Raw genomic sequence first — 26,128 nt, 5'->3', positions numbered from 1 at the left:
TGGTATCCGCACAGCGGCCTTCACAAATGCTCACAGGTTGCCATGTCTGCGCCGCGCCCCGTCATGCTGATGATCCTCGATGGCTGGGGCTGGCGGCAGGAGAGCGAAAACAACGCGGTGCGCCTCGCCCAGACGCCGAACTTCGACAGGCTCTGGGCGAGCTCTCCGCACGCCTTCCTGAAGACCTCCGGGCTCGATGTCGGCCTGCCGCCGGGCCAGATGGGCAATTCCGAGGTCGGCCATCTCAATCTCGGGGCCGGCCGCGTCGTGATGCAGGATCTGCCGCGGATCAATCTGGCGATCGAGGACGGTTCGATCGCCCAGGCGCTCGCGTCCTCCGGGCTGGTCGAGGCTCTCAAGGCGAGCGGTGGCGCCTGCCATCTGCTGGGCCTGGTCTCGCCGGGCGGCGTGCATGCCCATCAGGACCATGCCGTGGCGCTGGCGCGGATCCTGGTCGCGCAGGGCATCCCGGTGCAAGTGCACATCTTCACCGACGGGCGCGATACCCCGCCGCAATCGGCCGCCGGCTTCGTGGGCGACTTCATCGCGGCCCTGCCGGCGCAGGCGGTCATCGCCAGCGTGAGTGGCCGCTATTTCGCGATGGACCGCGACCATCGCTGGGAGCGCGTCGAGAAGGCCTGGCGGGCGATGGTGCTCGGGGAGGGGCGAGCATTCGCCGATGCCCCTGCCGCGATCGCGGCCGCCTATGCCGAGGGTGTGCATGACGAATTCATCGCGCCCGCGGTGATCGGCGGCTTTGCCGGCATGTGCGACGGCGACGGGCTGTTGAGCTTCAACTTCCGTTCCGACCGGATCCGCGAGATCCTGGATGCGGTGCTGATGCCCGATTTCACCGGGTTCAAGCGGCCGCGCCGGCCCGTGCTGGCGAAGGCCGTGAGCATGACCTCCTACAGCGCGGGGCTCGATGCGGTGATGCCGGCGCTGTTTGCGCCGCAGACGCTCGCCGAAGGTCTGGGCGAGACGGTCGCCAAGGCGGGGCTCGCGCAGGTGCATATGGCCGAGACGGAGAAGTATCCGCACGTCACCTATTTCTTCAATGGCGGCGAGGAGACGCCCTATCCGCGCGAGGACCGCATCATGGTGCCCTCGCCGAAGGTCGCGACCTATGACCTCCAACCCGAGATGTCGGCGCCGGAACTGACCGACCGGGCGGTCGAGGCGATCGAGTCCGGGCGCTACGATCTCGTCGTGCTGAACTTCGCCAACCCCGACATGGTCGGCCATACCGGCGTGCTGAGGGCGGCGATCAAGGCCGTCGAGACCGTCGATACCGGGCTCGGGCGCATCGCGGCTGCGATCGAGACACGCGGCGGGGCGATGCTGATCACGGCCGATCACGGCAATTGCGAATTGATGGTCGATCCCGTGACGGGCGCGCCGCATACCGCCCACACCACCTTCCCGGTGCCGGTAATGGTCGTCGGCAGCGACGCCAAGAACCTGGCCGACGGGCGGCTGGCCGACGTCGCGCCGACGCTGCTGGCGCTGCTGCGCGTCGCGCAGCCGGCCGAGATGACCGGCCGATCGCTCCTGCGCTGAGCCGGCTGGCCCAAGCAAAACGGCGCGGACCGGGGTCCGCGCCGTTCTTGTTGATCCATGGCGTCGCGTGCTGGCGTCGCGCTCAGTATTTGCGGACGGTCGGCGCGTAGGCGATCGGCTTCTCGACCGGGCCGCAGCAGCTCGGATCGCTGAAGTTCCAGCGCATGCCGATGCGGATGTCGTGGCTGTCGATGCCCTTGAAGCGCACCGAGGAGCTCGGATTGGCGAGCAGGCCGTTGGCGCCTCGCAGGCCGATCGTCGGACCGTCGCCCATGTTCAGGTAGCGATAGCCGATGTCGAGCTTGAGGTTGGAGGTGACGTCGTAGGAGACGCCGGCCATCAGGGCCCAGGCGAAGTTGGTCTTGTCGGCCGAGTCGCCATAGGCATAGGAGGTGTTGGCGAAGGCGGCGCCCACCGCCTGGTTGATGCCCTGGTCGGACAGGCCGCTGACCGAATGGTTGGCCATGCCGATGCCGAAGCCGAGATAAGGCGTCAGGCAGTTCCAGGTGCCGAGGTCGATATAGGCGTTGGCGAGCGCGACGAAGGTCGCGACGTCGGCGCGATAGACATTGGTCTGGTTGGTCGGGACGCCGAAATTGTAGGAGATCTGGTCGCGGCCGTTGAACGAGCCGCCGCGGTATTCGCCGGTCAGGTCGAAGCGCAGATAGCTGTTGAACTGATAGCCGATGCCGACGCCGGCGAAGGCGGCGAAGCCGCGATCCGGCTTGATGGTGGTGAAGGAGGTGACGCCCGCGGCCGCGATGACCGGGCCGTTGTTCAGCTTCACGTCCAGCTCGTCATAGGACTGCGAGCCGACGCCGATGTCGCCGCGCAGATAGAAGCCGCTGCTGATCGTGCCCTTGAGGCCGAGCGGCTCGTGGGGCGGCGGGGCCGGTGCGTAAGCCAGATCGGCGGCAGCGGCAGCGGATGCTCCGAGCGCCATGGCGCCCGCCAGCGCAAAAGTTTTCAGGCTGCCCATGGCAGTGTCCCTCGAGTTTGCGCGGCGCCAAGAACGCAGCCCGCGCGAGTTACCGACAGGCAGACCATGCCGGCAAAATCTTAAACGAGGCTTAACCTTAGGAATTAACCTCAAAAAAGTCTGAACGCGGCCCGAATACTTGCCGGGAGGTTAATGGGCGGGGAGGGGTGCGTTGCGCTGGCGCGCAGGGCATTGGGAGAAGGCGGCGAGCTTTATAGGCCGACCCTCAGGAACGGCGCCGTCATCCCGGAGCGAAGCCAAGCTTCGTCCCGGGATCCATCATCGGGCGACGACGGAGCCCTATGATGGATCCCGGCCTGCGCGGCTTCGCCGCTTGTCCAGGATGACGCGGTGGCTTCCGAGATTGCCTGATGGGCTTAAGCCGCCGCCTTCGTCACGGCCTCGACGATGTCGTCGACGGCGCGCATGACGAGGTCGCGGTCGTCGCCTTCGGCCATCACGCGGATCACCGGCTCGGTCCCGGAGGGGCGGATGACGAGGCGACCGCTCTCGCCCAGCATCTGCCGCGCCGCCTCGATGGCGCTGACGACGGGCTTCTTCTCGAGCGGCTTGCCATTGGCGTAGCGGACGTTCTTGAGGATCTGGGGCAGCGGCTCGAAGGCGTGGCAGATTTCGGAGACCGGCTTGTCCTGCCGCTTGACCGCCGCCAGCAATTGCAGCGCCGCGACCAGGCCGTCGCCGGTGGTGCCGAAATCCGACAGGATGATGTGGCCGGACTGCTCGCCGCCGAGGTTGAAGCCGTGGCTGCGCATATGCTCCAGCACATAGCGGTCGCCGACCGCCGTGCGCGCCAGGCTGAGGCCCAGCCCCGCCAGATAGCGCTCGAGCCCGAGATTGGACATCACGGTCGCGACCACGCCGGGCTGCGACAGGCGGCCATCCTCCTGCCAGGTGCGGGCGATGACGGCCATGAGCTGATCGCCGTCGACGACCTGGCCGAGCTCGTCGACGATCAGGACGCGATCGGCGTCGCCATCGAGGGCGATGCCGATATCGGCGCGCAGCTCCCGGACCTTGGCGATCAGCGCGTCGGGGGCGGTCGAGCCGACATCCTTGTTGATGTTGAAGCCGTCCGGGTCGACGCCGATCGCAATGACTTCGGCGCCGAGTTCCCAGAGCGCTTCCGGCGCGACCTTGTAGCCGGCGCCGTTGGCGCAATCGATGACGATGCGCAGCCCTTCCAGGTCCATGTTGCGGGGCAAGGTGCGCTTGGCGAATTCGATATAGCGCGCATGGGCGCTCTCGATGCGCTTGGCGCGGCCGAGCGTCGGCGAGGTCGAAAGCCGCGGCGAGAGGTCTGAATCGATCAGCGCCGAGATCTCGCGCTCGACCTCGTCGCTGAGCTTGTAGCCGTCCGGGCCGAACAGCTTGATGCCGTTGTCCTCATAGGGATTGTGCGAGGCGGAGATCATCACGCCGAGATCGGCGCGCATCGAGCGCGTCAGCATGGCGACAGCCGGCGTCGGCATCGGCCCGAGCAGCATCACGTCCATGCCGACCGAGGTGAAGCCGGCGACCATGGCGTATTCGATCATGTAGCCGGAGAGGCGGGTGTCCTTGCCGATCACGACGCGGTGGCGGTGGTCGCCGCGATGAAAGGCGAGGCCGGTGGCCTGCCCGACCTTCAGGGCGAGGTCCGGCGTGATGACGCCATTGGCGCGTCCGCGAATGCCGTCGGTGCCGAAATATTTGCGTGTCATGTCGTGTCCGTCCAGTCGGGCGAGGAGCCCGCTCGGTTGCGTTTTATAGCGGGAATTGGTTTCCGCCTTCTCACGATTTGTGACGGATCGTAGACGGGGGGCGGACGAGACGGAGCGCTCGTTGCCGTGAGTGAAACGAACCGTCGTCCCGGGCGGAGCGCAGCGCAGACCCGGGACCCATTCCGGAACGGTTCAGGCATGGATCCCGGGTCGACCTGCGGTCGCCCGGGATGACGGCGCGCTAGGGGAGGGACCAGGCTCGACGCGCTGTTCACCTCACCCGAAGGCGAGCTGGACTTTCATCGCCCTCGACTTGTCGGCGGCGAGGTCGAAGGCCTCGATCGCGCGTTCGACGGGAAGCGTCGCGGTGAGCAGCGGCGAGAGGTCGATCGTCTTCGAGCCGATCATCGCCACTGCCCAGTCGAACTCCTCGTGGAAACGGAAGGAGCCGCGCAGGTCGAATTCCTTGGCGACGACGACGTTCATCGGCAGGGTGAAGTTCCCGCCGACGCCGATCTGCACGATCACGCCGCCAGAGCGCACCACGTCGAAGGCACCGGTCAGCGCATGCTGGTTGCCCGAGGCCTCGAACATCACGTCGAAGGCGCCCTTCTCGGCGCCGTATTCGGCCTTCAGGCGGTCGGGCTCGACCATGACGTTGATGGCCCGGCTGGCGCCCATCTTCAGCGCCGTCGGCAGGGGGCCGTCGACCACGTCGGTGGCGACGATCTCGGCCGCGCCGGCCGCCTTGGCGGCGATGATGGTGAGGATGCCGATCGGCCCCGAGCCGGTGACGAGGACGCGCTTGCCGAGCAGCGGGCCGGCCCGCTTGACGGCGTGGAGGCAGACCGCCAGTGGCTCGGCGAAGGCGGCCTCGGCCGCGCTGACATGGTCGGCGACCTTCACCGCCTGGCGTTCCTCGATGACGAGCATCTCGCGGAAGCCGCCCTGGACATGGGGGAAGCGCATGGCGCTGCCATAGAACAGCATGTCGGTGCAGTGCTGCTGCTGGCCCATCTGGCAGTAGCGGCAATGGCCGCAGGCGCGGCTGGGATTGACGGCGACGCGATCGCCGACCTTGACGCGGGTGACCTCGGCGCCGACGCATTCGATGCGCCCGGCGATCTCATGGCCGAGGATCAGCGGCTCGCGCACGCGGATCGTGCCGAAGCCGCCATGAAGGTAGTAATGCAGGTCCGAGCCGCAGATGCCGCCGGCCTCGATCTTGACGCGGACCTGCCGCGGACCGGGTTCAGCCGTGGCGACCTCGTCGATGCGGAGGTCCTTTTCGGCATGGATGACGACGGCGCGCATGGCTTCTTCCCTGATGTTGGCGGTCTTCTCAGCCCTCATCCTGAGGAGCGCTCCGTAGGAGCGGGGCTCCTCAGGATGAGGGCTGAGGGAGGCCTGACAGCCTCGCCGATATTGTCTAATCGATTGAAAGCTGCTTACCCACTTTCGCCGAGCCGGCGCAATTCGAAAGATGCCGGCGATCCCGTTCGCGAGGTTCCGCCATGTCTCTGTCGCTGTTCAGTCTGGAGGGCAAGATCGCCCTCGTCACCGGGTCGGGGCAGGGGATCGGGCTGGCGCTGGCGGAAGGGCTGTCTGAAGCCGGCGCACATGTCGTGCTGAACGGGCGCGACAGGGCCAAGCTGGAGCGCGCCGCGCAGGCGATCTCGGCCGCCGGCCGCAAGGTCTCGGTCGCGCCCTTCGACGTCACCGACCAGGCGGCCGTCGAGGCCGGCGTCGCGGGAATCGAGGCTGAGATCGGGCCCATCGACATCCTCATCAACAATGCCGGCATGCAGAAGCGCGCGCCGATCCACGAGTTCCCGGTCGAGGGCTGGCACGAGGTGATGGCGACCAACCTGCACTCGGTGTTCTACGTCACCCAGGCCGTGACCAAGCGGATGCTGCCGCGCAAGCGCGGCAAGATCATCAGCATCGGCTCGGTGATGAGCGAGCTCGGACGGGCGACGATCATCCCCTACACGGCCTCGAAGGGCGCGGTGAAGATGATGACGCGCGGGCTCGCCGCCGAGCTCGGCAAGCACAACATCCAGGCCAATGCGATCGGCCCGGGCTATTTCACCACCGAGATCAACAAGGCGCTGATCGCCGACGAGGCCTTCACCGCCTGGGTCTGCAACCGGACGCCGGCCGGGCGCTGGGGCGAGACCAAGGAACTGGTCGGCGCGGCGATCTTCCTCTCCTCGGCGGCGGCCGACTACGTCAACGGCCATCTGCTGATGGTCGATGGCGGGCTGACCGCGGTGGTGTGAGGGCCGCCGCCCGCTTCTCGAAAGCCCAGGCTCAGTCCGGCGGGCGCCGAGACGCCTGCATCAGGAAATCGCGCACGGCCGGGTCGCTGCTGAGGCCGATGGCGCGGTCATAAGCGTCGCGGGCGGCCTCGCCCTGTCCGGACCGGCGCAGCAGATGGGCCCTGAGGGCCCAGTAGGGCTGATAGGACAGGACGTCGCCGGGGGGCAGTTCGGCCAGGGCCGAAAGCCCGGCCTGCGGGTCGGATGCCTCCGCCAGTGCCGCGGCCCGGCTGACGAGCACGCCGGTCGTCGGTGCGAGCCGGGCCAGCCCTTCATAGAGGCGGGCCAGGGCTGTGGCGTCGGTGCGCCCCGTCACCGCCCGGGCGGCATGGACGGACTGGATCGCCGCCTCCAGCTGGAACGGCCCCAAACTCGCATGCCGGGCGGCCTGCGCCAGTTCGGCTTCCGCCTCCTTGATCAGCGGAGCCGACCAGCGCGCCGTGTCCTGCTCGGCGAGCGGCACGAAGGCGCCGTCGGCCGCCCTGCGGGCCTCGCGCCTGGCCTCGCCATGCAGCATCAGCGCGAGCAGGCCCCGCGCCTCCGGCTCCCCGGGCAGGAGCTGGATCACCAGCCGCGCCAGCCAAGTCGCCTCCTCCGCGAGGCCGCGGCGCCGGGGATCGGCACCGGCGATATCGTCCCAGCCGCTGCCATAGGCGGCGTAGATCGCCTGCAGCACGGCATCGAGCCGCCCGGGCAGCTCGGCCTGTTCGGGAATGGCGAAGGCGATGCGGGCATCGCGGATCTTGGCCTTGGCGCGCACCAGGCGCTGGCCGAGTGCCGCGGGCGAGGTCAGGAAGGCCTGGGCGATGCGGGCGGCATCGAGGCCCAGCACAGCCTGCAGCATCAGCGGTGCGCGGGCGGTGGCGTCGATCGCCGGATGGGCACAGACGAAGAGCAGCTTGAGTCGCTCATCGGGAAAGGCGGCGCCGTCGGTGCGCGCATCCTGCTCCGCCAGCAGGGTCAGGGTCGGCTCGGCGGCGGCGCGGTTGGTCTGGCGGCGCCGCCCGTCGATCAGCTGGCGACGCGCGGTCGTCAGCAGCCAGGCCTCCGGACGGGCCGGGACGCCGTCCGAGGGCCAATGGTCGAGCGCCAGCCGAAAGGCTTCCGCGAGCGCATCCTCGGCGGCCGCCAGATCGCGCCAGTCGCGCGCCAGCAGCGAGAGCAGGCGGCCATAGGAGGCGCGGGCGGCGAGATCGGCCGCCATCCGCGCCTCGTCGGCGGCGCCGGCCTCCGCTGTCATCAGGCGGAGGGCTGCGGCGGGGGCGGCAACACCGGGCGCACCTCGGTCGAGCCATAGGACGAGGCCGGGCTGCGCGCCGCCCAGTCGAGCGCGGCGTCGAGGTCGGGCACGTCGATGACGAAATAGCCGCCGAGCTGCTCCTTGGTGTCGGGATGCGGGCCGTCCTGTACCTGGCGCTGGCCGTCGCGCACCCGCACCATCGTGGCGCTGTGGGGCGGCTGCAGGCCCGCGCCGCTGACCACGATTCCGGCCTGGTTGAGCGCGCCGACATAGGCCATCCAGGAGGCCCAGTAGGCCGGCCCCTTGGCGGGGTCGTCACGCAGGCCGAATTCGGTGTCCGTCTCGCGGAAGATGAGCATGTACTGCATGGGGCGAACTCCTCGTCACCTGACGCCGGAGAACCATCCCCCGGCTGCCATGATGACGTCCAGCCCCGGCGGGTTTCGACAGGCGGTTGAAAAAAAATCCGCCGCCGCCTCTCAGGCCTTTGCCAGCCGCTGCGCATGCCAGGCGATGTGCTGGGCCATGAAGGTCGAGATGAAGTTGTAGGAGTGGTCGTAGCCCTCCCGCATCTGCAGCTCGAGCGGGATACCGGCCGCGGCGCAGGCGACCTCGAGCAGCTGCGGCCGCAGGCCCTCGTCGAGAAAGCCGTCTGCGGTGCCCTGATCGACGAGCAGGTCCCTGACTCGGTGGCCGTCGGCGATCAGCAGCGTCGCGTCGTAGGCACGCCAGCTGCGCTCGTCGGTGCCGAGATATTTCTCGAAGGCCGGCCGCGACCAGCCGGCGGTCGAGGGCTGGGCGATCGGCGCGAAGGCGGAGACGGAGGCGTAGCGCTCGGGATTCTTCAGCGCGAGCGTGATGGCACCATGGCCGCCCATGGAATGGCCGAAGATGCCCTGGCGGGTCATGTCGGCCGGGAAATGCTGGGAGACGAGTTCCGGCAGTTCATCGCGGATGTAGGTCTCCATGCGGTAGTTCTTCGCGTAGGGCTCCTGCGTGGCGTCGAGATAGAAGCCGGCGCCGGAGCCGAACTGCCAGTTGCCGGGCTCGTCGGGCACGCTCTCGCCGCGCGGTGAGGTATCGGGGCAGATGATGGCGATGCCGTTGGCGGCGGCGGCGGCCCGGTACTCGCCCTTGTCCATGACGTTCTGATGCGAGCAGGTCAGGCCCGAGAGATACCAGAGCAGCGGAACCGGCCCCTCCTCGATCTGCGGCGGCAGGAAGATCGCGAAAGTCATCGGGCAGGCGCAGGCAGTGCTGTCATGGCGATAGACACGCTGCGAGCCGCCGAAGGCCTTCGAGGACGAGAGGAGTTCCATGGGGTGTTCCTTATGCTCTGGTCGTGGCCGTCATGGTCGGGCTTGACCCGACCATCTCGGAAACCAGTGCCTTTTATGGGGCAGGCGTGCTCTGCGGAGAGGCGCTCCTCCTCCGGCCAGAGATTCTCGGGTCTGCGCTGCGCTTCGCCCGAGAATGACGAATGGCCTCAGTAAACCACCACGCTGCGGATCGACTTGCCCTCATGCATCAGGTCGAAGCCGACATTGATCTCGTCGAGGCTGAGCTTGTGGGTGATCAGGTCGTCGATGTTGATCTTGCCCTCCATGTACCAGTCGACGATCTTGGGCACGTCGGTGCGGCCGCGCGCGCCGCCGAAAGCCGTACCCTTCCAGACGCGGCCGGTGACGAGCTGGAACGGACGCGTCGCGATTTCCTTGCCGGCCTCGGCAACGCCGATGACGATCGACTCGCCCCAGCCGCGATGGCAGCATTCCAGCGCCTGACGCATCACGTCGGTGTTGCCGGTGGCGTCGAAGGAGAAGTCTGCGCCGCCGCCGGTGAGATCGACGATCGCTTGGACGACCTTGTCGTTGCCGACCTCCTTCGGGTTGATGAAGTGGGTCATGCCGAACTTGCGCGCCATCTCCTGGCGGGCCGGGTTGATGTCGACGCCGATGATCTTGTCGGCGCCGACCATGCGCGCCGCCTGCAGCACGTTGAGGCCGATGCCGCCGAGCCCGAAGACCACGACATTCGCGCCGGGCCAGACCTTGGCGGTGTAGATCACCGCGCCGATGCCGGTGGTGACGCCGCAGCCGATATAGCAGATCTTGTCGAAGGGCGCGTCCTCGCGGACCTTCGCCAGCGCGATCTCGGGCAGGATGGTGAAGTTCGCGAAGGTCGAGCAGCCCATATAGTGGAACACCTCGCCGCCGTCGCAGGAGAAGCGGCTCGTGCCGTCGGGCATCACGCCCTGACCCTGCGTCGAGCGGATCGAGGTGCAGAGATTGGTCCGGCGCGAGAGGCAGGACTTACAGCTGCGGCATTCGGGCGTGTAGAGCGGAATGACGTGGTCGCCGGGCCTCAGCGAGGTCACGCCGGCGCCGACCTCGCGGACGATGCCCGCGCCCTCATGGCCGAGGATCGCCGGGAATTTTCCTTCCGAATCCATCCCCGACAGGGTGTAGGCGTCGGTGTGGCAGATGCCGGTCGCCATCACCTCGACCAGCACCTCGCCGGCCCTCGGGCCGCCGATCTCGATGGTCTCGATGGTGAGCGGCTTGCCGGCTTCCCAGGCGACGGCGGCGCGGGTCTTCATCGGGCGGTTCCTTCCTCGGTTTTGCGGGTCATTTCAGATAGGGGCGGATCACGCGCATGATCTCGCCGATCTCGGCCGGCTCGCTTGCCGGTGTATGGTCGTGGGCGTTCTGATCTCCGCAGGCCTGGCCCATCAGCGTCTCGCGCAGATGGCTTTCCAGGACCTCCGCCATCAGCCCGGTGGCGGCGCCGCGCAGCGCCGAGAGCTGCTGCAGCAGGGCGCCGCAGGGCTCGCCGCGCTCGACGGCGGCGATCAGCGCATCGGCCTGGCCGCGGATGCGCTTGAGCCGCGTCACCGCGCGCTTCTTCTCTTCCGGCGTGTGCGGCATCGGCTCCCCGATACTGGGGGGGTGTATCGTTCCGCCGTTCTAGGATGCCGGGCCGGAGCCGTCAACGCGGCTGCGATGCCGCAGCCCTCACCCCGGCGGCGTCAGGCTGCGGATCCGTGCGAGGCCCAGCGGGGCGATGTCGGCGAGTTCGGTGAGAGGCTTCCAGGCGGCGGCGTGGACCTCCTCGATCTGGGCGACGAGCGGTGCGCCCGGATCGGCCAGGAAGAGATATTGCAGGTCGTGATGGACATGGGCGGGCTCGCCGCGGGACGGCTTGCCGGGGACGTCATGGCTGTCGATGACGAAGGGCGCGTCGCTGCCCTCGTGCCAGGGATGCAGGCGCAGCCCCTGCACGCCGGTCTCCTCCAGCGCCTCGCGCGCGGCCGAGGCGTGGAAGCTCTCCGCCTCCTCCCAGTGCCCGCCGGGCTGGAGCCAGCGGCCGATCACGACATGGTCGATCAGCAGAATGCGGCTGTGATCGGGCGAGAGCACATAGGCGCTGGTGGTGACATGGCCGGGAAAGGTGTCGCGCGAGTCGAGCGCATGGCCCTGGTCGATCTGCCAGCGCAGCAGCGAGAGATGCTCGCGCGGGCCGGCGATCTCGGCGCGGTAGCGCGCGACGGCTGCGGTGAGGCGGGCGGGGAAGGGCTGGATCATGGGGCGGGTCTAGCCGATTCGAAGGCGGGTTGGCAGGGCTGCATGGACGGTCGCCGCCCGGTTCAGGCGCGGTGCGTCTTGTTCGCGCGCATGCGGCGCTGTCTCATGTATTACGACAGTCGATCGCATCGCTGATGCGCAGGTGCGAGCGCTTCATGATACCAGCTGGGTTGTCAAAAGGCGCTTTTATCCCCATTTGATCGCGATAGTCGCAGAAGATTCTGTGGCGCTGACGAATTCTTGTTGAAGGACACAATGTTAACCCTCCTTGTCGCTTTCGCGGTTCTCTCCATTGCGCTGTCCTTCGTTTGTTCGCTGTGGGAAGCCGTCCTGCTCAGCATCTCGCCCTCCTACATGCAAATCGAGCTGAACAAGGGCAGCAAGTCCGGGCTGATCCTGCGCGACTTCAAGAACAACATCGACCGGCCGCTGGCGGGCATCCTGACGCTGAACACGATCGCGCATACCGTCGGCGCGATCGGCGTCGGTGCGCAGGCGACCCTGATCTGGGCCGACAGCAACCCGCTGATCACGGGCCTCGCCGTGCCCGTGCTGATGACGGCCGCGATCCTGATCCTTTCCGAGATCATCCCCAAGACCATCGGCGCGACCAACTGGCGGGCGCTCGCCCCCTTCACGATCAGGTCGCTCGATCTCGTCCTGAAGGTCCTGGCGCCGGTCATCTGGCTCTGCCAGTCGATCACCGGGATCTTCAACTCCAACAAGGAGAAGCAGATCTTCAGCCGGACCGATTTCCTGGCGATGGCGCAGATCGGCTCGCAGGAGGGCCATCTCGACGACACCGAGATCCAGTTCATCCAGAACCTGCTGCAGTTCAAGACGCGGCATGTGCGGGGTATCATGACGCCGCGCACCGTGGTGGTGACGGCGCCGCAGACGATGACGGCGCGGGAGTTCTACGACCATCAGGAGGAACTGACCTATTCCCGCATTCCCCTGCGCGAGGATGCTTCGTCCGAGACCATCATCGGCTACGTCCTCAAGGACGAGGTGCTCGAGCATCTCATCGACGACGAAGGCACCAAGCCGCTCAGCGCCTTCATGCGCGAGATCCCGGTCGTGCCCGAGAGCTACAGCCTCTTTCAGCTATTCAACGATTTCGTCGCCAAGCACGAGCACATCGCGCTCGTGGTCGACAGTTTTGGCGGGACCGCCGGCATCGTCACGATGGAAGACGCGATCGAGACGCTGCTCGGCGCCGAGATCGTCGACGAGACCGACACGACGGTGGACATGCAGGACAAGGCCCGCCAGCAGCACAAGCTGCGCGTCGGCCGGTCCGCCTGATGCCGGCCGGGGCCGCGATGCGTCGCCGCTTCGCACCTCAGGCCGGTGAGAGCGGCCGCGCGTGATGATCCCGGGCGACCTGTTCTTTCTGCTGCCATCGCCCGAGATCGACCGCCTGCCGCTGCTCGTCGCGACCGTGCTCGGCACGGGGCTGCTCGAACCGCTGCGCGCCGGCCTGGCGCTGGCGGTGTCGTTCCCGCTGATCCTCGCCGCCAACCGGGCCGGGCCGCGCTGGGCGAGGGCGGTCGGCGTGGCCGGCCTCGTCATGCTCGGCTGGTGGGCGGCCGAGTCCTGGGGCAGCGTCACCGGCACCTCGGATGACCGGCGCATCGTCGTCGACGAGGTCGCCGGCGCGCTCGCGATGGCGCTCGCCGCGCCCCGCCTGGGCGCGATCCCGCTCGGCGGTCTCGCGCTCGCCTTCCTCGCCCTCGACCGGCTCAAGCCCTGGCCCTTCTCCGCGCTGGAGCAGTTGTCCGGCGGCATCGGTGTGATGGCCGACGATCTGGCCGTGGGGCTGGCGATCGGCATCGCCGCGACCGCTCTCGATCGGATGATGCGGCTGCGAGGCTGAGCGATCGTCCCGCCCTGGTCGTCTGCGTGCGGAGCGGCAGGGACGGGAAGCGGCGGGGATAAACAACCGCGACGCCTCTTCCCTTCTCCCGGATGGGAGAAGGTGGCGCGGAGCGCCGGATGAGGGCCTGCCGCGGCAGCAAGAAGTTGCCACGGCTCCGTCGAGCCCCGGACATCAAGGGCAGGCCCTCACCCCTGCCCCTCTCCCATCCGGGAGAGGGGTTCCCAGCGTCTCCGCCTGTACGGCTCACAGCTTCCCATAAGCCGGCAGGGTGAGGAAATCCTCGAACTGCGGTGCGAGCGAGAGCTCCGAGAACAGCGCGATCGCCTCGGGGAAGCGGCCCTTGTCATAAGTTTCCGCGCCGAGTTCGGTCTTCACGCGGGCCATCTCCTCGGTGAGGCAGCGCCTGAACAGGTCGGGGGTCACCTTGGTGGTGCCGTCGACCTCGACGCCGTAGCTGACAAACTGCCAGATCTGGGCGCGGCTGATCTCGGCCGTCGCGGCGTCTTCCATCATGTTGTAGATCGGCACGGCGCCGCGGCCGCGCAGCCAGGCTTCGAGATACTGCACGCCGACGCGGATGTTCTCGCGGAAGCCCTCTTCGGTGCGCGTGCCCTGATGGACCTCGAGAAGGTCCTTCGCCGTGACCTGCACATCGTCGCGCTTCTTGTCGAGCTGGTTGGCCTGCGGCATCAGCCGGTCGAAGACCTCCATGGCGACGGGGACGAGGTCGGGATGGGCGACCCAGGTGCCGTCATGGCCGTTGCCGGCCTCGCGCTCCTTGTCGGCCTTGACCTTGGCGAAGGCGGCGGCGTTGGCCTCGGGGTTGTTCTTGACCGGGATCTGCGCGGCCATGCCGCCCATGGCGAAGGCGCCGCGGCGGTGGCAGGTCTTGATCAGCAGCAGCGAATAGGCGTTCAGGAAGGCCTTGGTCATCACGACCTGCGAGCGGTCGGGCAGGACGAAAGCCGGGTTGCGGGCGAGCTTCTTGATGAAGGAGAAGATGTAGTCCCAGCGGCCGCAGTTGAGGCCGGCCATATGGTCGCGCAGCTCATAGAGGATCTCGTCCATCTCGAAGGCGGCCGGCAGCGTCTCGATCAGGACGGTGGCCTTGATCGTGCCGGTCTTCAGACCGAGCGCGGCTTGCGCCGCGACGAAGACGTCGTTCCAGAGGCGCGCCTCGAGATGGCTCTCGAGCTTGGGCAGGTAGAAATAGGGGCCCGAGCCGGCGGCGAGTGCAGCCTTGGCGTTGTGGAAGAGATAGAGCCCGAAATCGACCAGCGAGCCCGAGGCGATCTCGCCGTCGATCTCGATATGGGCTTCCGGCAGGTGCCAGCCGCGCGGGCGGATGATCAGGACGGCGGGGTTGGCTTTAAGCTTGTAGGCCTTGCCGGTGGTCGGATCGGTGAAGTCGATCGCGTTGGCCCAGCGGTCTTTCAAGTTGATCTGGCCCTCGACCATGTTGGCCCAGACCGGCGAGGAAGCGTCCTCGAAATCGGCCATGAAGACCTTGGCGCCGCAGTTCAGCGCGTTGACGATCATCTTGCGGTCGACCGGGCCGGTGATCTCGACGCGGCGGTCGAGCAGGTCGGCGGGGATCTGCGCGACCGTCCAGTCGCCCTCGCGGATATGGCGGGTCTCGGCCAGGAAGTCGGGCGTCTCGCCGGCATCGAAGCGCTTCTGGCGCTCGGCGCGCAGCGCCAGCAGGCGCTTGCGCGTCTCGTTGAAGCGGCGGTGCAGGTCGGCGACGAAGGCGAGCGCGTCATGGCTCAGCACCTCGTCATAGCGCGCGGCGAGCGCGCCCTTGACGACGACGCCCTTGGGCAAAGTGAGGGAGGCTTGGGTCATGGCGGGCTCCGGCTGACGGTCTCGTTGGCAGGCCTTATGACGCCTTTGTCGCTTTCTCGAAATCGCGATAAAAGTGAGAGCACCTGTTCCAGAGTCGAAACAATCAACTGCAGCGCGAGTGGTTTCCGTTGCGGCAATCGAAGCGGGTATGCCGCAAAATCCGGTCAAATGCGGCGAAAACCCGTGAATGCCGGGGATTTGGACAATCGGATTCAGGAGTCTGCAAGATTCCCGGGCGCTTTCTTGAGCATGTTGATTGTCGGGGGATAGTCCATGAGCATCCGGAACGTCTTGCAGCGGCTGCGCCGTTTCCGCGATCACGAGCGCGGAAACGTGCTCACGATCTTCGGTTTCGCGCTGGTCCCGGTCGTCGCGGTGACGGGCGCCACCATCGATTACTCGCGCGCGACCGACGCCCGCGAGCGGCTCAACGCGGCCATCGACTCGGCGGCGCTGATGGCGGCGCGGGACGCCAGCAAGCTCGGCGACAGCGAGTTGCGCGACCGAATCAACAAATGGATCGCGGCCAATCTCGCCGGCGACGCCGCCAAGGCTTTCACCGGCGCCAACATCGCCATCGATCGGACGGCGCGCACGATCACGGTCGGGGCGCAGATCGCCATCGACACCAGCCTGACGCGGCTGATCGGCCAGAACAGCATGCTGATCGCCAGCGACGCGCAATCGACCTGGGGCACCAACACGATCGAGCTGGCGCTGGCGCTCGACAACACCGGCTCGATGGCCTCCTCGAGCAAGATGGACGCGCTCAAGGCCGCCTCGCTGGATCTGATCAAGATCATGAAGGACGCGACCATGGAGCCCGACCAGATCCGGATCTCGGTCGTGCCCTTCGCCACGCAGGTCAAGGTCGCGACCGCGCTGAAGGACGAGAGCTGGCTGCGCTACGACCAGACGCAGACGACCTACACCCGGGACCGCTGGGGCAACTGGGTGCCGAACACGGTGAAAATCACCAAATCGAGCTGGACCGGCTGCATCAGCGACCGCGACCAGCCCAACGACGTCAAGGACAACGAGACGGTTTCGGCCTATGCGACGCTGTATCCGGCCGATTTCTGCGCGCAGTCGACGCTGGCGCCGATCCTGCCGCTGACCTCGGACTGGACGGCGCTGAACTCCGCGATCAACGGCATGACGCCGGTCGGCAACACCAACGTCGCGATCGGCGCGAACTGGGGCATGGCGACGCTGACGCCGGGCGTGCCTTTCAGCGGGGCGAAGCCGTTCGCGACGCCGCGGCTGTCGAAGTACATGATCCTGCTGACCGACGGCGAAAACACACAGAACCGCTTCACCACCAGCGCCAGCGCGATCGACGACCGCACCAGGCTCGCCTGCCAGAGCGCCAAGGATGCCGGGATCAGGATCTATACCGTGCGGGTGATCAACGGCAATCGCACGCTGCTGCAGAACTGCGCGACGAATGCGAGCATGTATTACGAGGTCAGCAGCGCGGCGCAGTTGACGCCGGTGTTCCAGCAGATCGCGCGTGAGATCAGCCAGGTGCGCCTGACGCAGTGAGCGCTGCAAAACGGGCGAGAAAGAGCTCCTGCGCGGCTTGCGTGTCGAGCGGTTCCAGCAGCGCCGTGACCGCCCGCGGCAGCGCCTGCGGCCGGCCGAAATAGCGCAGCGCCTCCTCGCGGGAAAAGCCGGCGAGCTGCGTCGCCTCCATGAAGGCGGCGATGGTGTCGGCCTCCTTGGTCTTGCGCTTGAGCAGGGCGGGAGGGGCCGCCGGCAGGCCGAAGCGCAGATGGATGGCGCCGAGCAGCCGCGTCTCCACCGCCTTGTAGGCGTCGCCCATCACCAGCTTGAACGGCGAGATCATGTCGCCGATGACGTATTCGGGCGCGTCGTGCAGCAGCGCCATCAGCCGCCAGGATTGCGACCAGCCGGGGTTGAGGTGATCGGCGATGGCCTCGACCAGCAGGCTGTGCTGGGCGACCGAAAAGGAATGGGGCCCCTGCGTCTGGCCGTTCCAGCGGGCGACGCGGGCGAGCCCATGGGCGATGTCCTCGATCTCGACATCGAGCGGGGAGGGGTCGAGCAGGTCGAGCCGGCGGCCCGACAGCATGCGCTGCCAGGCGCGCGGCGGTGCGGGGGCGCGGGCCATGGTCAGGCGGCTTTCGTCATGGCGAGGAGCGCTCGCGACGAAGCCATCCAGGGGGACGTCGAACGAGCCCTCCTGGATTGCTTCGCTGCGCTCGCAATGACGGCGGAGGCGCTCATGCCGGCCTGATGTCGCGCGCCAGCGCGGCGCATTCCTGCCAGCGGAAGCAGCCGGTGAGGTGGTCGTTGACCAACCCGCAGGCCTGCATGAAGGCGTAGACGATGGTCGGGCCGCAGAAGGTGAAGCCGGCCTTCTTCAACTCCTTCGCCATCGCCTCGGAGATCGCCGTCTGCGTCGGCACCTCGCCCTGCGTGCGGAAGCTGTTCTGCAGGACGCGGCCGTCGAGATGCTTCCAGAGGAAATCGGCGAAGGGCTCGCGCTCGCTGATCGCGAGATAGGCGCGCGCGCTCTTGATCGTGCCTTCGATCTTGCCGCGATGGCGGATGATGCCGGGGTCGGCGAGCAGGCGCGCGACATCGGCCTCGCCGAAGCGTGCAACCAGTTCCGGATCGAAATTCGCAAAGCCGGCGCGGAAGGCGTCGCGCTTCCGCAGGATGGTGATCCAGGACAGCCCGGCCTGGAAGCCGTCGAGGATCAGCTTCTCCCAGAGCGCGCGGGAGTCATATTCGGGCACGCCCCATTCGGTGTCGTGATAGGCGAGATAGAGCGGGTCGGTGCCCGGCCAGCGGCAGCGGAACTTGCCGTCGGGCCCGGCGATGGCGATGCGCTCTTCGCCCGCGGTGATCGTGTCGCTCATGCCGCGGCTCCAAAGCCCGCCTCGCCGGGGAAGGGGAAGCGGATGAAATCCGGCTTCGCCAGTGTAAAGGCCATGCCGCCGCCGAGCAGAGGCTCGCCCGCGGCCTGCGCATCGGCGACGCGGTCGAGCCGCAGCAATGCCAGCGCACGGCCGTTGGCGGCCGAGCCGATTTTGCCCAGCGGCTTGCCGCCGGCCACGGCTTCCGCGCCGGTCTCGGCCGCGATGCCGCCGTCGAAGACGACCGGCACGACGCGGGTGCGGGCGGTGCCGCGATGCTGCATGCGGGAGACGACCTCCTGGCCGATATAGCAGCCCTTTTTGAAGGAGACGCCGCCGGTCTGGTCGAGCAGCGCCTCATGCGGGAAGGCGTCGCCATAGGCGAAGTCGCGGCCGCCCTCGGGGATGCCGAGCGCGACGCGGCGGGCATGCCAGTCGTCGGCGGGGGCGGTCGCGATCTCCGCTGCGCCGTCTCGGTCGATCAGGGCGCGCTGTCCCAGCCCCGGCAGGCGCGGATCGGCATAGACGAGGCCTGAATCGGCTGGCAGCGCGCCGCCATCGGTCGCGGCGATCACGGCGGTCGCCTCGGAGAGGTCTTCGAGGGTCACCTTGGCGCGCAGCTTGTAGAGCTTGAGGCGTTTCATCAGGTCGGCGGTCTGGAGCAGGGGCGTGTCGAGCAGGAAGCCGCCGCCCTCGGCATCGGGGAGCGCGACGACGAGAAAATCGCAGATGATCTTGCCCTGCGGTGTCAGCAGCGCGCCATAGCCGGCCTGTACCGGCGTCACCGCCTCCAGGTCGTTGGTGACGAGGTTCTGCAGGAAGGGGCGGGCGTCCTCGCCGGCGACGCGGATGACGCCGCGGTCGATCAGATGGGTGGCGGGCATGGCTTCGGCTCCTGCGGATAAAGGCGATAGGTAGGCGGCTTCGCGCGCGTTCTCAACTCGCCAGCGCGCGCCGTTTCGGCTAACTCGTTTTCGTCTGCCTCGTGAACCACACCGTCATCCCGGACGCAGCGAAGCGGAGCTCCGGGATCCATCATAGGGCACCACGGAACCCTATGATGGATCCCGGATCTGCGCCGCTTCGCGGCTTGTCCGGGATGACGGTGTGGTTCGCGCGGCATCATTCAAAGGCCTTGAGGAGCCCAGCCATGCCGCAGATGTTCGACGTGATCCTCAAGGGCGGCACGGTGGTGAACCATGACGGGCGCGTGCAGCGCGACCTCGGCATCACCGGCGGCAAGATCATGGCGCTCGGCGATCTCTCTCGCGCCTCGGCCGGGGAGGTGGTGGATTGCACGGGGCTGCACATCCTCCCCGGCGTGATCGACAGCCAAGTGCATTTCCGCGAGCCAGGGCTCGACCACAAGGAGGATCTGGAGAGCGGCTCGCGCGCGGCGGTGCTGGGCGGCGTCACCTGCGTGTTCGAGATGCCCAACACCAACCCGCTGACGACCAGCGAAGCGGCGCTGGCCGACAAGATTGCGCGCGGGCGGCACCGCATGCATTGCGACTTCGCCTTCTGGGTTGGCGGGACGCATGAGAACGTGAAGGATATCCCCGAGCTGGAGCGCCTGCCGGGCGCGGCCGGCATCAAGGTCTTCATGGGGTCGTCCACCGGCAACCTGCTGGTCGAGGACGATGAAGGCGTCGCCGCCATCCTGCGCCAGACGCGCCGGCGCGCCGCCTTCCATTCCGAGGATGAGGGCATGCTGCGAGAGCGGATGGGCCTGCGCGTCACGGGCGACCCGGCGAGCCACCCGGTCTGGCGTTCGCCGGAGGTCGCGCTGACCTGCACGCAGCGGCTGGTGCGGATCGCGCATGAGACGGGGGCAAGGGTGCATGTCCTGCACATCTCGACCGGCGAGGAGATGGAATTCCTCCGGGATCACAAGGATGTCGCGACCGTGGAGGTGCTGCCGAACCATCTCACGCTGGTCGCGCCGGACTGCTACGAGCGGCTCGGCACCTATGCCCAGATGAACCCGCCGATCCGCGACGACAGCCACCGCCAGCGCATCTGGTGGGGCGTCGAACAGGGCATCGTCGACGTGCTCGGCTCCGACCATGCGCCCCACACGCATGAGGAGAAGCACCACGCCTATCCCGCCAGCCATTCCGGCATGCCGGGCGTGCAGACGCTGGTGCCGATCATGCTCGACCATGTGAATGCCGGGCGGCTCACGCTCGAGCGTTTCGTCGACCTCTCCAGCCACGGGCCGCAGCGCATCTTCGGGATGGAGGGCAAGGGCCGCATCGCCGCCGGCTACGACGCCGACCTCACCATCGTCGACCTGAAGCGGCGCGAGACGATCACCAACGCCTGGGGCGCCTCGAAATGCGGCTGGACGCCCTATGACGGCGTTACCGTGACCGGCTGGCCGGTGGGCACCTATGTCCGTGGCCAGAAGGTGATGTGGGGAGCGCAGATCGTCACGCCGTCGCAGGGCGAGCCGGCGCGGTTCCTGGAGGCGCTGCCGAGGGGCTGAGGGTTCGCGATTGGACCACCCAGTCATTCCGGGGCGGCCAAAGGCCGAACCCGGAACCCACGACGGGGTGAGCGCCAGGCAACCTCCATGACGCGGGCTCACCCGGTCGTGGGTTCCGGGTTCTTCGCTGCGCGAAGCCCCGGAATGACGGTGGCGCTTGATCGTCGTCAGCCCAGCATCACCGTCTCGACAATCCGCCAGTCGGCGATCGGGACGTCCTGGCCGGAGGTGACGACGCAGAGTCGGTCGAAGCGGATCGGGCGGCCGGTCAGCGCGGCCGAGACCTGGGCTGCGGCCTCCGCCTTCGGCCTGGCCGCGACCGGTCCGTAGAGCAGCGAGACATGCGGCAGGAAGGGCTCGCGCGCCAGCGGGTCGAGCCGCTGCTTGAGCGCCGCCAGCGGCGCCGACACGGCGAAACGGGCATAAAAGGAGCGAAAGAAGGTCTCGCTCGTCTCGATCCCCAACACAGCCTCGGAGAAGGCCGCGACCTCGGCTGCGGCCGCCACGATCTCTGTCGCAAGCTGCGTCACCGGCCTGTCGGTATCGCCTGCGATGGTCAGATGCGGCGTGAAGAGCGGCGTGCCGAAGCGGCCGGAGAGATCGGCGAGGATGCCCGCGAGAAGGGCGCCGTCGGCGGCCGAGGGCATCAGCCAGAGGGAGTGGATCGGGCCTGTCATCAGAGCTTCATAAACCTATTGCACACGGTCCGACACAGACGTTATGTTTGCTCCAAGCGTATCGGAAATGGAAGATCCATTCCATTCCAGCCGAGCAAAATGCGCGTTCTAGGGAGATGGCACCGTGCCAACCGATATGCCCAACGGGCCGCGCAGCGGCGCGTCGATCGCCGTGCGCGACCTCAAGGTCGCCTATGGTGGCACGCGCGTGCTGCATGGCGTCAGCCTGGATTTCGAGCCGGGCAGCTTCACTGCGCTGCTGGGCTCCTCGGGCTGCGGCAAGACCACGCTTCTGCGCGCGCTGTCGGGGTTCGTCCCGGTTGAAGGCGGCTCGATCATCGTCGGTGGGCGGGATGTCGCCTCCCTGCCGCCGGAGAAGCGCGGCATGGCGATGGTGTTCCAGTCCTATGCGCTGTGGCCGCATATGAGCGTGCTGCAGAACATCGGCTACGGGCTGAAGCTGCGTGGCGTGCCCAAGCCGCAGATCGCGGCCAAGGTCGGCGCGCTGCTCTCCATGCTCGGCCTCTCCGGCTATGAGGACCGCAAGGTCACCGCTCGCTCGGGCGGGCAGCGCCAGCGCGTCGCGCTCGGCCGGGCGCTCGCCATCGACCCCGGCATCCTCCTGCTCGACGAGCCGCTCTCCAATCTCGACGCCAAGATCCGCATGGTGATGCGCCACGAGATCCGCGCCATCCAGCAGCGGCTCGGGCTCACCGCGGTGCATGTCACGCATGACCGCGAGGAGGCCATGACCATGGCCGACCGGCTGGTGATCATGCAGGCGGGCCGCGTCGCGCAGGTCGGCACGCCCGAGGAGGTCTATGACCGCCCGGCCAGCGCCTTCGTCGCGAATTTCATGGGCGCGGAGAACGTGCTGCCGCTGCATGTCGCCCGCGCCGAGGGCGGCGCTTCCGTCACCGCCGGCACGGCGATGGCGCGGCTGGCGCCGGAGGCGGCGCAGGCGCTGCCGGCCGGCGAGGCGATCGCCTATTTCCGCGACGACGTCGCAAGGCTCGACGCCAGCGATGCGGCGGCGGGCGGGGATCTGCTGGTGCCCGGCACCATCGCCGCGCGCGCCTATCCGGGCGGGGTCTACCGCTACCGGATCGAGGCCGCCGGCCGCCAGATCACGGTCGACGACGCCGACCGCCACGAACTCGGAACCACGATCGGCCTGCGCATCCCGCTGCAGCGCCTGCACATCTTCCCGGCATCCGAGGCCGGGATCGCCGCCTGACGTCCCAACCCTGGAGTCTCCCATGCGCATCCTCACGATTGCCTGCTCGCTCGCGGCGCTGATGGCGGCATCCCCGCTTTCGGCCCAGACCCTCAACGTCGCCTCCGCCGGCGACCAGAACATGGTCGACTACGTCAAGGATTTCCTCGGGCCGATGTTCGAGAAGGCCAATCCGGGCGTGAAGGTCGTCTCGGTCGGGACCGGGGCCGGCGATTCCGGTTCGCAGAAGATCTTCGAGAAGCTCGACGCCCAGAAGGGCTCGGCGACGACCGATTTCGACGTCGTCGTGATCCACCAGAAGGCCGCCGGCCAGATGGTCAAGGACGGGCTGCTCGACAAGTACACGGCCAATGTCCCGACCGCCAAGCTCGCCACCGGCGAGGCGGCCCGCAACGCGCTCGGCACCGACGTCTCGGGCTATGTCATCCCGATGTTCCAGTCGCAGACGGCGCTCGCCTACAACGCCGCCATGGTCAAGACGCCGCCTTCCACCTTCGCCGAACTGGCGGAGTGGGCGAAGAAGAACCCCAAGCAGTTCGGCTATAACGGCATCAAGGGCGGCATGTCCGGCGTCTCCTTCGTCGCCGGCTGGGTCTATGCCTTCGGCGGCGACGCCGAGAAGCTGATGAAGGGCCCCTATGACGCGGCCACCAAGACGACCTGGGACAAGGCCTTCGCCGACCTGAAGGAGTTCAACAAGAACGCCACGATCACGCCCGGCAATGCCGGCACGCTCGACATGCTCAACCGCGGCGAGATCGCGATCGGCCCGGTCTGGGTCGACATGTTCTATTCCTGGCAGGCCGATGGCAAGCTGCCGCCGAACATGAAGCTGAAGCTGATCTCGCCCGGCATGCCCGGCCAGCCGATGTACTACGCCGTGCCCGCCAAGGCAGGCCAGAAGAAGCTGGCCGAGGCCTTCATCGCGCTCGCCACCTCGCCGCAGGTGCAGGCCGACGGCATCGTCAAGAAGTTCAACTGGTATCCGGGCATCGACGCCGCCAACCTCGAGGGCAAGCTCGACAAGGCCGCCTGGGACAAGCTCTTCGTCGACGTCACCCCGGCCGACCTGGCCAAGAACGGCAAGGCCTTCCCGATCGCGCCCTACTTCAACGACATCCTCGAGGGCTACGAGAAGAAGGTCGCGAACTGAGATCGAAGACTGACAACCGGGATGACGGAATACGCCGTCATCCCGGACCAGCGGCGAAGCCGCGCCGATCCGGGATCCATGCCTGAACCGTTCCGGAATGGATCCCGGATCTCCGCTTCGCTCCGTCCGGGATGACCCCGGAGCCTTTTGAAGAAGCGCGTTCGAATGAGCCTCTCCCAACGCCATCTGGCGCTGATCCTGATCGCTCCCGGCCTCGTGCTGGTCGCGGCGCTGTTTCTGTATCCGCTGTGCTTCTCGCTGATCTCCGCCTTCAGCAAGGACGGGAGATTCACGCTGGAGTGGTTCGCCAAGGCGTTCGAGCTCTACTCGACCGACATGGTCTTCACGGTGGTGATCGTGGTGACCTCCTGCGCGCTGACGGCACTCGCCGCCATCGTCATCGCCGGCACGCTGACGCTCGGCGAGAACCGCTACATCGTCGGCACGTTGAAGGCGCTCTATCGCTGGCCGCTGTTCATCCCCTTCATCGTCGCGGCGCAGTGCATGCGCACCTTCCTCGCCAAGAACGGCCTGATGAACAACAGCTTCGTCTCGCTGGGGCTGATGGAGCCGCTGCAGGCGGTGAGCTATCTCGACTGGCGCGGCATCATCGCCACCTTCGTCTGGAAGCAGACGCCGTTCGTGGCGCTGCTGCTGGCGGGCGCGCTCGCCTCGATCGACCGGGCGACGCTGGAGGCCGGCCGCAATCTCGGAGCCTCGCGGCTGCGGGTGCTGATCGAGCTGGCGCTGCCGCAGGTCATGCAGACGCTGCTGGTGGCGCTCGTGCTCTCCTTCGTGACGATGCTCTCGGTGCTGTCGGTGCCGCTGATGGTGTCGGGCTCGCAGCCGACCATGCTGACCGTCGACATGGCCTTCCGCATCAACGCCTATGGCGACTACGCCACGGCCAATGCGCTCGGCGTCATCACCTATCTGATCAGCGCCGGCGCCGCGATCCTCTATCTCAAGCGCGGCCTGTCGCAGGAGGCCCCGCGATGATCCGGCTCGCCGCTTCCGCCCGGATGGTGCTGGCCGCGAGCCTGCTCGCCGCCTTCGCGTTCGTCCTGATCGGGCCGATCCTGAACCTCGCGCTCTGGTCCGTCGCCGAGCGCTGGTACACGCCCTACAAGCTGCCCGTGACCTATGGCACGCGCTACTGGGAGCAGGTCTTCCGGCCGACCGGCGACGCCATGGCCTCGCTGGGCACCAGCGTCTGGATCGCGGTGCTGACGGTGCTGTTTGCGCTCGCTTTGTCGATTCCCGCCGGCTACGCGCTGGCGCGCTTGAAGCTGCCGATGCGGGCGCTGTTCATGCTGATGTTCCTGCTGCCGCAGGCGTTTCCGTCGGTCGCGATCTACATCAACGTCGCCCGGATATTCTACCAGCTCGGCATCAACGGCACGGTGCTGGCGGTGGTGCTGGTCCACACCGCGCATGGGCTGGTGTTCTCGGTCTGGATCGCGGCTGCGGCCTTTGCCGCGGTCGACAAGGATCTCGAACTGGCGGCGCGCAACATGGGCGCCTCGCCGCTGCGGGCCTTCTTCACCGTGACGCTGCCGCTGGCGGCGCCGGGCATCATCGCCAGCGGCATCTTCGTCTTCCTCGAATCGCTCGACGAGTTCACCGGCACCTTCTTCGTCGGCGTGCCGCAGGTCACGACCCTGCCGCTGCTGCTCTACAACGCGGCGATGGGCGGCAACTACCAGGTCGCTTCGATCACGGCGCTGATCCTGCTCGTGCCCTCGGTGCTGTTCATGCTGTTCATCGAGCGCTTCCTGCGAGCCGACGTGCTGGCCAAGGTCGGCGCGTAGGGGGGGCTCCAGGCAACCGCGGACCTCGTGCCCCCCAAACCATCAAACAAAAACCCCCTCGCCGTGGCGGCGAGGGGGCTTGCTCGGATGCGGCGGCGGACGGGCGCCGGGTCGTCGCCTTTCTGGCTTACTTCTTCTTCCCGTCCGGCCCGAACTGCTTGAGATAGGCGATCAGGTCGGTGATGCGGGCATCGTCCTTGAGACCCGGATAGACCATCTTGGTCCCTGGCGTGACGCCGCGCGGATCCTTGATGTAGACGCGGAAATTGTCCTCGCTCCACACCTTGTCGAGCGATTTGTAGGCCGCCGAATAGGTATAGCCCGGCTGCGTGCCGGCCTTGCGACCGTCGAACATGCCGTTCAGCGCGGGGCCGACGGCGTTCTTGGCGGTTTCGCCGACCTGGTGGCAGGTCCGGCATTGCAGGAAGACCTTTTCGCCCGCGGCGGCATCCTGAGCCTGGGCCAAGGCGGGCGCGAAAACGATGAAGCCGGCGGCGACTGCGTAGGCGAATTGTCTCATGGCGATGACCTCTCCAGACTTATTCCACATATAATGTGAGCAGAAGACACAACGGGCAAGCCCGCTGCATCGTTCCCCCGGGCGGATTCCCTGTTTCGCAGTTTTCGGGCCCCGGGCCTCTTTGCGGGCTGTCGCCGACCGATCGTGAGAAAGCGCGACCAAAGCGATTGCATGTCGTGCGACTCCTTCGTAGTGTATCGACAGCCTTACAGCAATATGTAAATC

The 26,128-nt window shown here is 67.5% G+C and carries 25 protein-coding genes; 10 read left to right on the top strand and 15 right to left on the bottom strand.

What is annotated here, in order from left to right:
- Nucleotides 1-42: 42 nt before the first annotated feature.
- On the top strand, nt 43-1,560 hold the full coding sequence (gene gpmI, locus Q8S38_RS16585; RefSeq protein ID WP_305681481.1) for a 2,3-bisphosphoglycerate-independent phosphoglycerate mutase: 1,518 nt from the start codon (nt 43-45) through the stop codon (nt 1,558-1,560).
- Between the two features lie 82 nt (nt 1,561-1,642).
- On the opposite strand, the gene Q8S38_RS16580 is transcribed toward gpmI, so the two are convergent.
- The 3 genes from Q8S38_RS16580 to Q8S38_RS16570 form a co-directional block, all read right to left on the bottom strand.
- Nucleotides 1,643-2,539 (bottom strand): outer membrane protein, encoded by an 897-nt coding sequence (locus tag Q8S38_RS16580; protein WP_305681480.1) that lies wholly within the window; start codon nt 2,537-2,539, stop codon nt 1,643-1,645.
- A gap of 377 nt (nt 2,540-2,916) precedes the next feature.
- A complete protein-coding gene (gene glmM, locus Q8S38_RS16575; RefSeq protein ID WP_305681479.1) occupies nt 2,917-4,260 on the bottom strand; it encodes a phosphoglucosamine mutase in 1,344 nt (447 codons plus the stop codon).
- A 276-nt stretch (nt 4,261-4,536) separates the two neighbouring features.
- Nucleotides 4,537-5,574, bottom strand: a complete 1,038-nt coding sequence (locus Q8S38_RS16570; RefSeq protein ID WP_305681478.1) for an L-idonate 5-dehydrogenase — start codon at nt 5,572-5,574, stop codon at nt 4,537-4,539.
- Between the two features lie 200 nt (nt 5,575-5,774).
- Here Q8S38_RS16570 and Q8S38_RS16565 point away from each other — a divergent pair, with 200 nt between their 5' ends.
- The gene (locus Q8S38_RS16565; protein ID WP_305681477.1) at nt 5,775-6,542 is read left to right on the top strand and encodes an SDR family NAD(P)-dependent oxidoreductase; all 768 of its coding nucleotides are present in this window, start codon (nt 5,775-5,777) and stop codon (nt 6,540-6,542) included.
- Nucleotides 6,543-6,573: 31 nt separating this feature from the next.
- On the opposite strand, the gene Q8S38_RS16560 is transcribed toward Q8S38_RS16565, so the two are convergent.
- From Q8S38_RS16560 to Q8S38_RS16535, 6 genes are all read right to left on the bottom strand, one after another.
- On the bottom strand, nt 6,574-7,821 hold the full coding sequence (locus tag Q8S38_RS16560) for an RNA polymerase sigma factor (RefSeq protein WP_305681476.1): 1,248 nt from the start codon (nt 7,819-7,821) through the stop codon (nt 6,574-6,576).
- Nucleotides 7,821-8,189 (bottom strand): YciI family protein, encoded by a 369-nt coding sequence (locus Q8S38_RS16555; RefSeq protein WP_305681475.1) that lies wholly within the window; start codon nt 8,187-8,189, stop codon nt 7,821-7,823. Before Q8S38_RS16555 ends, Q8S38_RS16560 begins: the two co-directional genes overlap by 1 nt.
- Nucleotides 8,190-8,300: 111 nt before the next feature.
- Nucleotides 8,301-9,140, bottom strand: coding sequence for an S-formylglutathione hydrolase (gene fghA / locus Q8S38_RS16550; RefSeq protein WP_305681474.1), 840 nt, complete (start codon nt 9,138-9,140; stop codon nt 8,301-8,303).
- A gap of 167 nt (nt 9,141-9,307) precedes the next feature.
- Entirely contained in the window at nt 9,308-10,420 is a 1,113-nt protein-coding gene (locus Q8S38_RS16545) for an S-(hydroxymethyl)glutathione dehydrogenase/class III alcohol dehydrogenase (RefSeq protein WP_305681473.1), read from the bottom strand.
- Nucleotides 10,421-10,448: 28 nt separating this feature from the next.
- Nucleotides 10,449-10,748 (bottom strand): metal/formaldehyde-sensitive transcriptional repressor, encoded by a 300-nt coding sequence (locus tag Q8S38_RS16540; RefSeq protein ID WP_305681472.1) that lies wholly within the window; start codon nt 10,746-10,748, stop codon nt 10,449-10,451.
- An 87-nt stretch (nt 10,749-10,835) separates the two neighbouring features.
- The gene (locus tag Q8S38_RS16535) at nt 10,836-11,405 is read right to left on the bottom strand and encodes an NUDIX hydrolase (RefSeq protein WP_305681471.1); all 570 of its coding nucleotides are present in this window, start codon (nt 11,403-11,405) and stop codon (nt 10,836-10,838) included.
- A 255-nt stretch (nt 11,406-11,660) separates the two neighbouring features.
- Between Q8S38_RS16535 and Q8S38_RS16530 the strand changes: the two genes are divergently transcribed.
- Nucleotides 11,661-12,713, top strand: a complete 1,053-nt coding sequence (locus Q8S38_RS16530) for a CNNM domain-containing protein (RefSeq protein WP_305681470.1) — start codon at nt 11,661-11,663, stop codon at nt 12,711-12,713.
- 64 nt (nt 12,714-12,777) lie between these two features.
- The gene (locus Q8S38_RS16525) at nt 12,778-13,284 is read left to right on the top strand and encodes a phosphatidylglycerophosphatase A family protein (protein WP_305681562.1); all 507 of its coding nucleotides are present in this window, start codon (nt 12,778-12,780) and stop codon (nt 13,282-13,284) included.
- A 246-nt stretch (nt 13,285-13,530) separates the two neighbouring features.
- Here the strand turns inward: Q8S38_RS16525 and aceB are convergent, their stop codons facing one another.
- Nucleotides 13,531-15,132, bottom strand: coding sequence for a malate synthase A (gene aceB / locus Q8S38_RS16520; RefSeq protein WP_305681469.1), 1,602 nt, complete (start codon nt 15,130-15,132; stop codon nt 13,531-13,533).
- Between the two features lie 273 nt (nt 15,133-15,405).
- Between aceB and Q8S38_RS16515 the strand changes: the two genes are divergently transcribed.
- On the top strand, nt 15,406-16,677 hold the full coding sequence (locus tag Q8S38_RS16515; protein WP_305681468.1) for a TadE/TadG family type IV pilus assembly protein: 1,272 nt from the start codon (nt 15,406-15,408) through the stop codon (nt 16,675-16,677).
- Here Q8S38_RS16515 and Q8S38_RS16510 read toward each other — a convergent pair.
- The 3 genes from Q8S38_RS16510 to ygfZ all read right to left on the bottom strand — a co-directional run bounded on the left by Q8S38_RS16510 (nt 16,652) and on the right by ygfZ (nt 18,901).
- Nucleotides 16,652-17,266, bottom strand: coding sequence for an HD family hydrolase (locus Q8S38_RS16510; protein ID WP_305681467.1), 615 nt, complete (start codon nt 17,264-17,266; stop codon nt 16,652-16,654). The genes Q8S38_RS16515 and Q8S38_RS16510 overlap by 26 nt on opposite strands.
- A gap of 112 nt (nt 17,267-17,378) precedes the next feature.
- Nucleotides 17,379-18,020 carry a DNA-3-methyladenine glycosylase I gene (locus Q8S38_RS16505; RefSeq protein ID WP_305681466.1) on the bottom strand — a complete coding sequence of 214 codons (642 nt, stop codon included), beginning with the start codon at nt 18,018-18,020 and terminating at the stop codon, nt 17,379-17,381.
- Entirely contained in the window at nt 18,017-18,901 is an 885-nt protein-coding gene (gene ygfZ / locus Q8S38_RS16500; protein WP_305681465.1) for a CAF17-like 4Fe-4S cluster assembly/insertion protein YgfZ, read from the bottom strand. Before ygfZ ends, Q8S38_RS16505 begins: the two co-directional genes overlap by 4 nt.
- Before the next feature lie 266 nt (nt 18,902-19,167).
- Between ygfZ and Q8S38_RS16495 the strand changes: the two genes are divergently transcribed.
- Nucleotides 19,168-20,505: a dihydroorotase gene (locus Q8S38_RS16495; RefSeq protein WP_305681464.1), complete on the top strand. Its 1,338-nt coding sequence runs from the start codon at nt 19,168-19,170 to the stop codon at nt 20,503-20,505.
- A gap of 167 nt (nt 20,506-20,672) precedes the next feature.
- Here the strand turns inward: Q8S38_RS16495 and Q8S38_RS16490 are convergent, their stop codons facing one another.
- Nucleotides 20,673-21,182, bottom strand: a complete 510-nt coding sequence (locus tag Q8S38_RS16490; RefSeq protein WP_305681463.1) for a hypothetical protein — start codon at nt 21,180-21,182, stop codon at nt 20,673-20,675.
- Nucleotides 21,183-21,306: 124 nt separating this feature from the next.
- Here Q8S38_RS16490 and Q8S38_RS16485 point away from each other — a divergent pair, with 124 nt between their 5' ends.
- From Q8S38_RS16485 to Q8S38_RS16470, 4 genes are all read left to right on the top strand, one after another.
- The gene (locus tag Q8S38_RS16485) at nt 21,307-22,419 is read left to right on the top strand and encodes an ABC transporter ATP-binding protein (protein WP_305681462.1); all 1,113 of its coding nucleotides are present in this window, start codon (nt 21,307-21,309) and stop codon (nt 22,417-22,419) included.
- Between the two features lie 22 nt (nt 22,420-22,441).
- Complete coding sequence (locus tag Q8S38_RS16480) at nt 22,442-23,572, top strand: ABC transporter substrate-binding protein (RefSeq protein ID WP_291824726.1); 1,131 nt, start codon at nt 22,442-22,444, stop codon at nt 23,570-23,572.
- 165 nt (nt 23,573-23,737) lie between these two features.
- Nucleotides 23,738-24,571 carry an ABC transporter permease gene (locus Q8S38_RS16475; RefSeq protein ID WP_305681461.1) on the top strand — a complete coding sequence of 278 codons (834 nt, stop codon included), beginning with the start codon at nt 23,738-23,740 and terminating at the stop codon, nt 24,569-24,571.
- Nucleotides 24,568-25,383, top strand: a complete 816-nt coding sequence (locus tag Q8S38_RS16470; RefSeq protein WP_305681460.1) for an ABC transporter permease — start codon at nt 24,568-24,570, stop codon at nt 25,381-25,383. The genes Q8S38_RS16475 and Q8S38_RS16470 overlap by 4 nt, the downstream gene beginning before the upstream one ends.
- Nucleotides 25,384-25,510: 127 nt before the next feature.
- Here the strand turns inward: Q8S38_RS16470 and Q8S38_RS16465 are convergent, their stop codons facing one another.
- Nucleotides 25,511-25,903, bottom strand: a complete 393-nt coding sequence (locus Q8S38_RS16465; protein ID WP_305681459.1) for a c-type cytochrome — start codon at nt 25,901-25,903, stop codon at nt 25,511-25,513.
- Between the last annotated feature and the right edge of the window lie 225 nt (nt 25,904-26,128).

It is taken from the genome of Allobosea sp., assembly GCF_030695125.1.
Classification (GTDB): domain Bacteria; phylum Pseudomonadota; class Alphaproteobacteria; order Rhizobiales; family Beijerinckiaceae; genus Allobosea.
The sequence above is the reverse complement of the archived record's forward strand: the minus strand, read 5'-3'. Positions and strand labels throughout refer to the sequence as shown.

Excerpts from the sequence above, each read along its gene's own strand:
- Q8S38_RS16475 (WP_305681461.1), top strand. The coding sequence starts at position 23,738 with ATGAGCCTCTCCCAACGCCATCTGGCGCTGATCCTGATCGCTCCCGGC.
- Q8S38_RS16480 (WP_291824726.1), top strand. The coding sequence starts at position 22,442 with ATGCGCATCCTCACGATTGCCTGCTCGCTCGCGGCGCTGATGGCGGCA.
- Q8S38_RS16525 (WP_305681562.1), top strand. The coding sequence starts at position 12,778 with ATGATCCCGGGCGACCTGTTCTTTCTGCTGCCATCGCCCGAGATCGAC.
- Q8S38_RS16495 (WP_305681464.1), top strand. The coding sequence starts at position 19,168 with ATGCCGCAGATGTTCGACGTGATCCTCAAGGGCGGCACGGTGGTGAAC.
- Q8S38_RS16470 (WP_305681460.1), top strand. The coding sequence starts at position 24,568 with ATGATCCGGCTCGCCGCTTCCGCCCGGATGGTGCTGGCCGCGAGCCTG.
- Q8S38_RS16565 (WP_305681477.1), top strand. The coding sequence starts at position 5,775 with ATGTCTCTGTCGCTGTTCAGTCTGGAGGGCAAGATCGCCCTCGTCACC.
- Q8S38_RS16540 (WP_305681472.1), bottom strand. The coding sequence starts at position 10,748 with ATGCCGCACACGCCGGAAGAGAAGAAGCGCGCGGTGACGCGGCTCAAG.
- ygfZ (WP_305681465.1), bottom strand. The coding sequence starts at position 18,901 with ATGCCCGCCACCCATCTGATCGACCGCGGCGTCATCCGCGTCGCCGGC.
- aceB (WP_305681469.1), bottom strand. The coding sequence starts at position 15,132 with ATGACCCAAGCCTCCCTCACTTTGCCCAAGGGCGTCGTCGTCAAGGGC.
- Q8S38_RS16535 (WP_305681471.1), bottom strand. The coding sequence starts at position 11,405 with ATGATCCAGCCCTTCCCCGCCCGCCTCACCGCAGCCGTCGCGCGCTAC.
- fghA (WP_305681474.1), bottom strand. The coding sequence starts at position 9,140 with ATGGAACTCCTCTCGTCCTCGAAGGCCTTCGGCGGCTCGCAGCGTGTC.
- Q8S38_RS16510 (WP_305681467.1), bottom strand. The coding sequence starts at position 17,266 with ATGGCCCGCGCCCCCGCACCGCCGCGCGCCTGGCAGCGCATGCTGTCG.
- Q8S38_RS16465 (WP_305681459.1), bottom strand. The coding sequence starts at position 25,903 with ATGAGACAATTCGCCTACGCAGTCGCCGCCGGCTTCATCGTTTTCGCG.
- Q8S38_RS16545 (WP_305681473.1), bottom strand. The coding sequence starts at position 10,420 with ATGAAGACCCGCGCCGCCGTCGCCTGGGAAGCCGGCAAGCCGCTCACC.
- glmM (WP_305681479.1), bottom strand. The coding sequence starts at position 4,260 with ATGACACGCAAATATTTCGGCACCGACGGCATTCGCGGACGCGCCAAT.
- Q8S38_RS16570 (WP_305681478.1), bottom strand. The coding sequence starts at position 5,574 with ATGCGCGCCGTCGTCATCCATGCCGAAAAGGACCTCCGCATCGACGAG.
- Q8S38_RS16530 (WP_305681470.1), top strand. The coding sequence starts at position 11,661 with ATGTTAACCCTCCTTGTCGCTTTCGCGGTTCTCTCCATTGCGCTGTCC.
- Q8S38_RS16515 (WP_305681468.1), top strand. The coding sequence starts at position 15,406 with ATGAGCATCCGGAACGTCTTGCAGCGGCTGCGCCGTTTCCGCGATCAC.
- Q8S38_RS16505 (WP_305681466.1), bottom strand. The coding sequence starts at position 18,020 with ATGAGCGACACGATCACCGCGGGCGAAGAGCGCATCGCCATCGCCGGG.
- gpmI (WP_305681481.1), top strand. The coding sequence starts at position 43 with ATGTCTGCGCCGCGCCCCGTCATGCTGATGATCCTCGATGGCTGGGGC.
- Q8S38_RS16560 (WP_305681476.1), bottom strand. The coding sequence starts at position 7,821 with ATGACAGCGGAGGCCGGCGCCGCCGACGAGGCGCGGATGGCGGCCGAT.
- Q8S38_RS16555 (WP_305681475.1), bottom strand. The coding sequence starts at position 8,189 with ATGCAGTACATGCTCATCTTCCGCGAGACGGACACCGAATTCGGCCTG.
- Q8S38_RS16490 (WP_305681463.1), bottom strand. The coding sequence starts at position 21,182 with ATGACAGGCCCGATCCACTCCCTCTGGCTGATGCCCTCGGCCGCCGAC.
- Q8S38_RS16580 (WP_305681480.1), bottom strand. The coding sequence starts at position 2,539 with ATGGGCAGCCTGAAAACTTTTGCGCTGGCGGGCGCCATGGCGCTCGGA.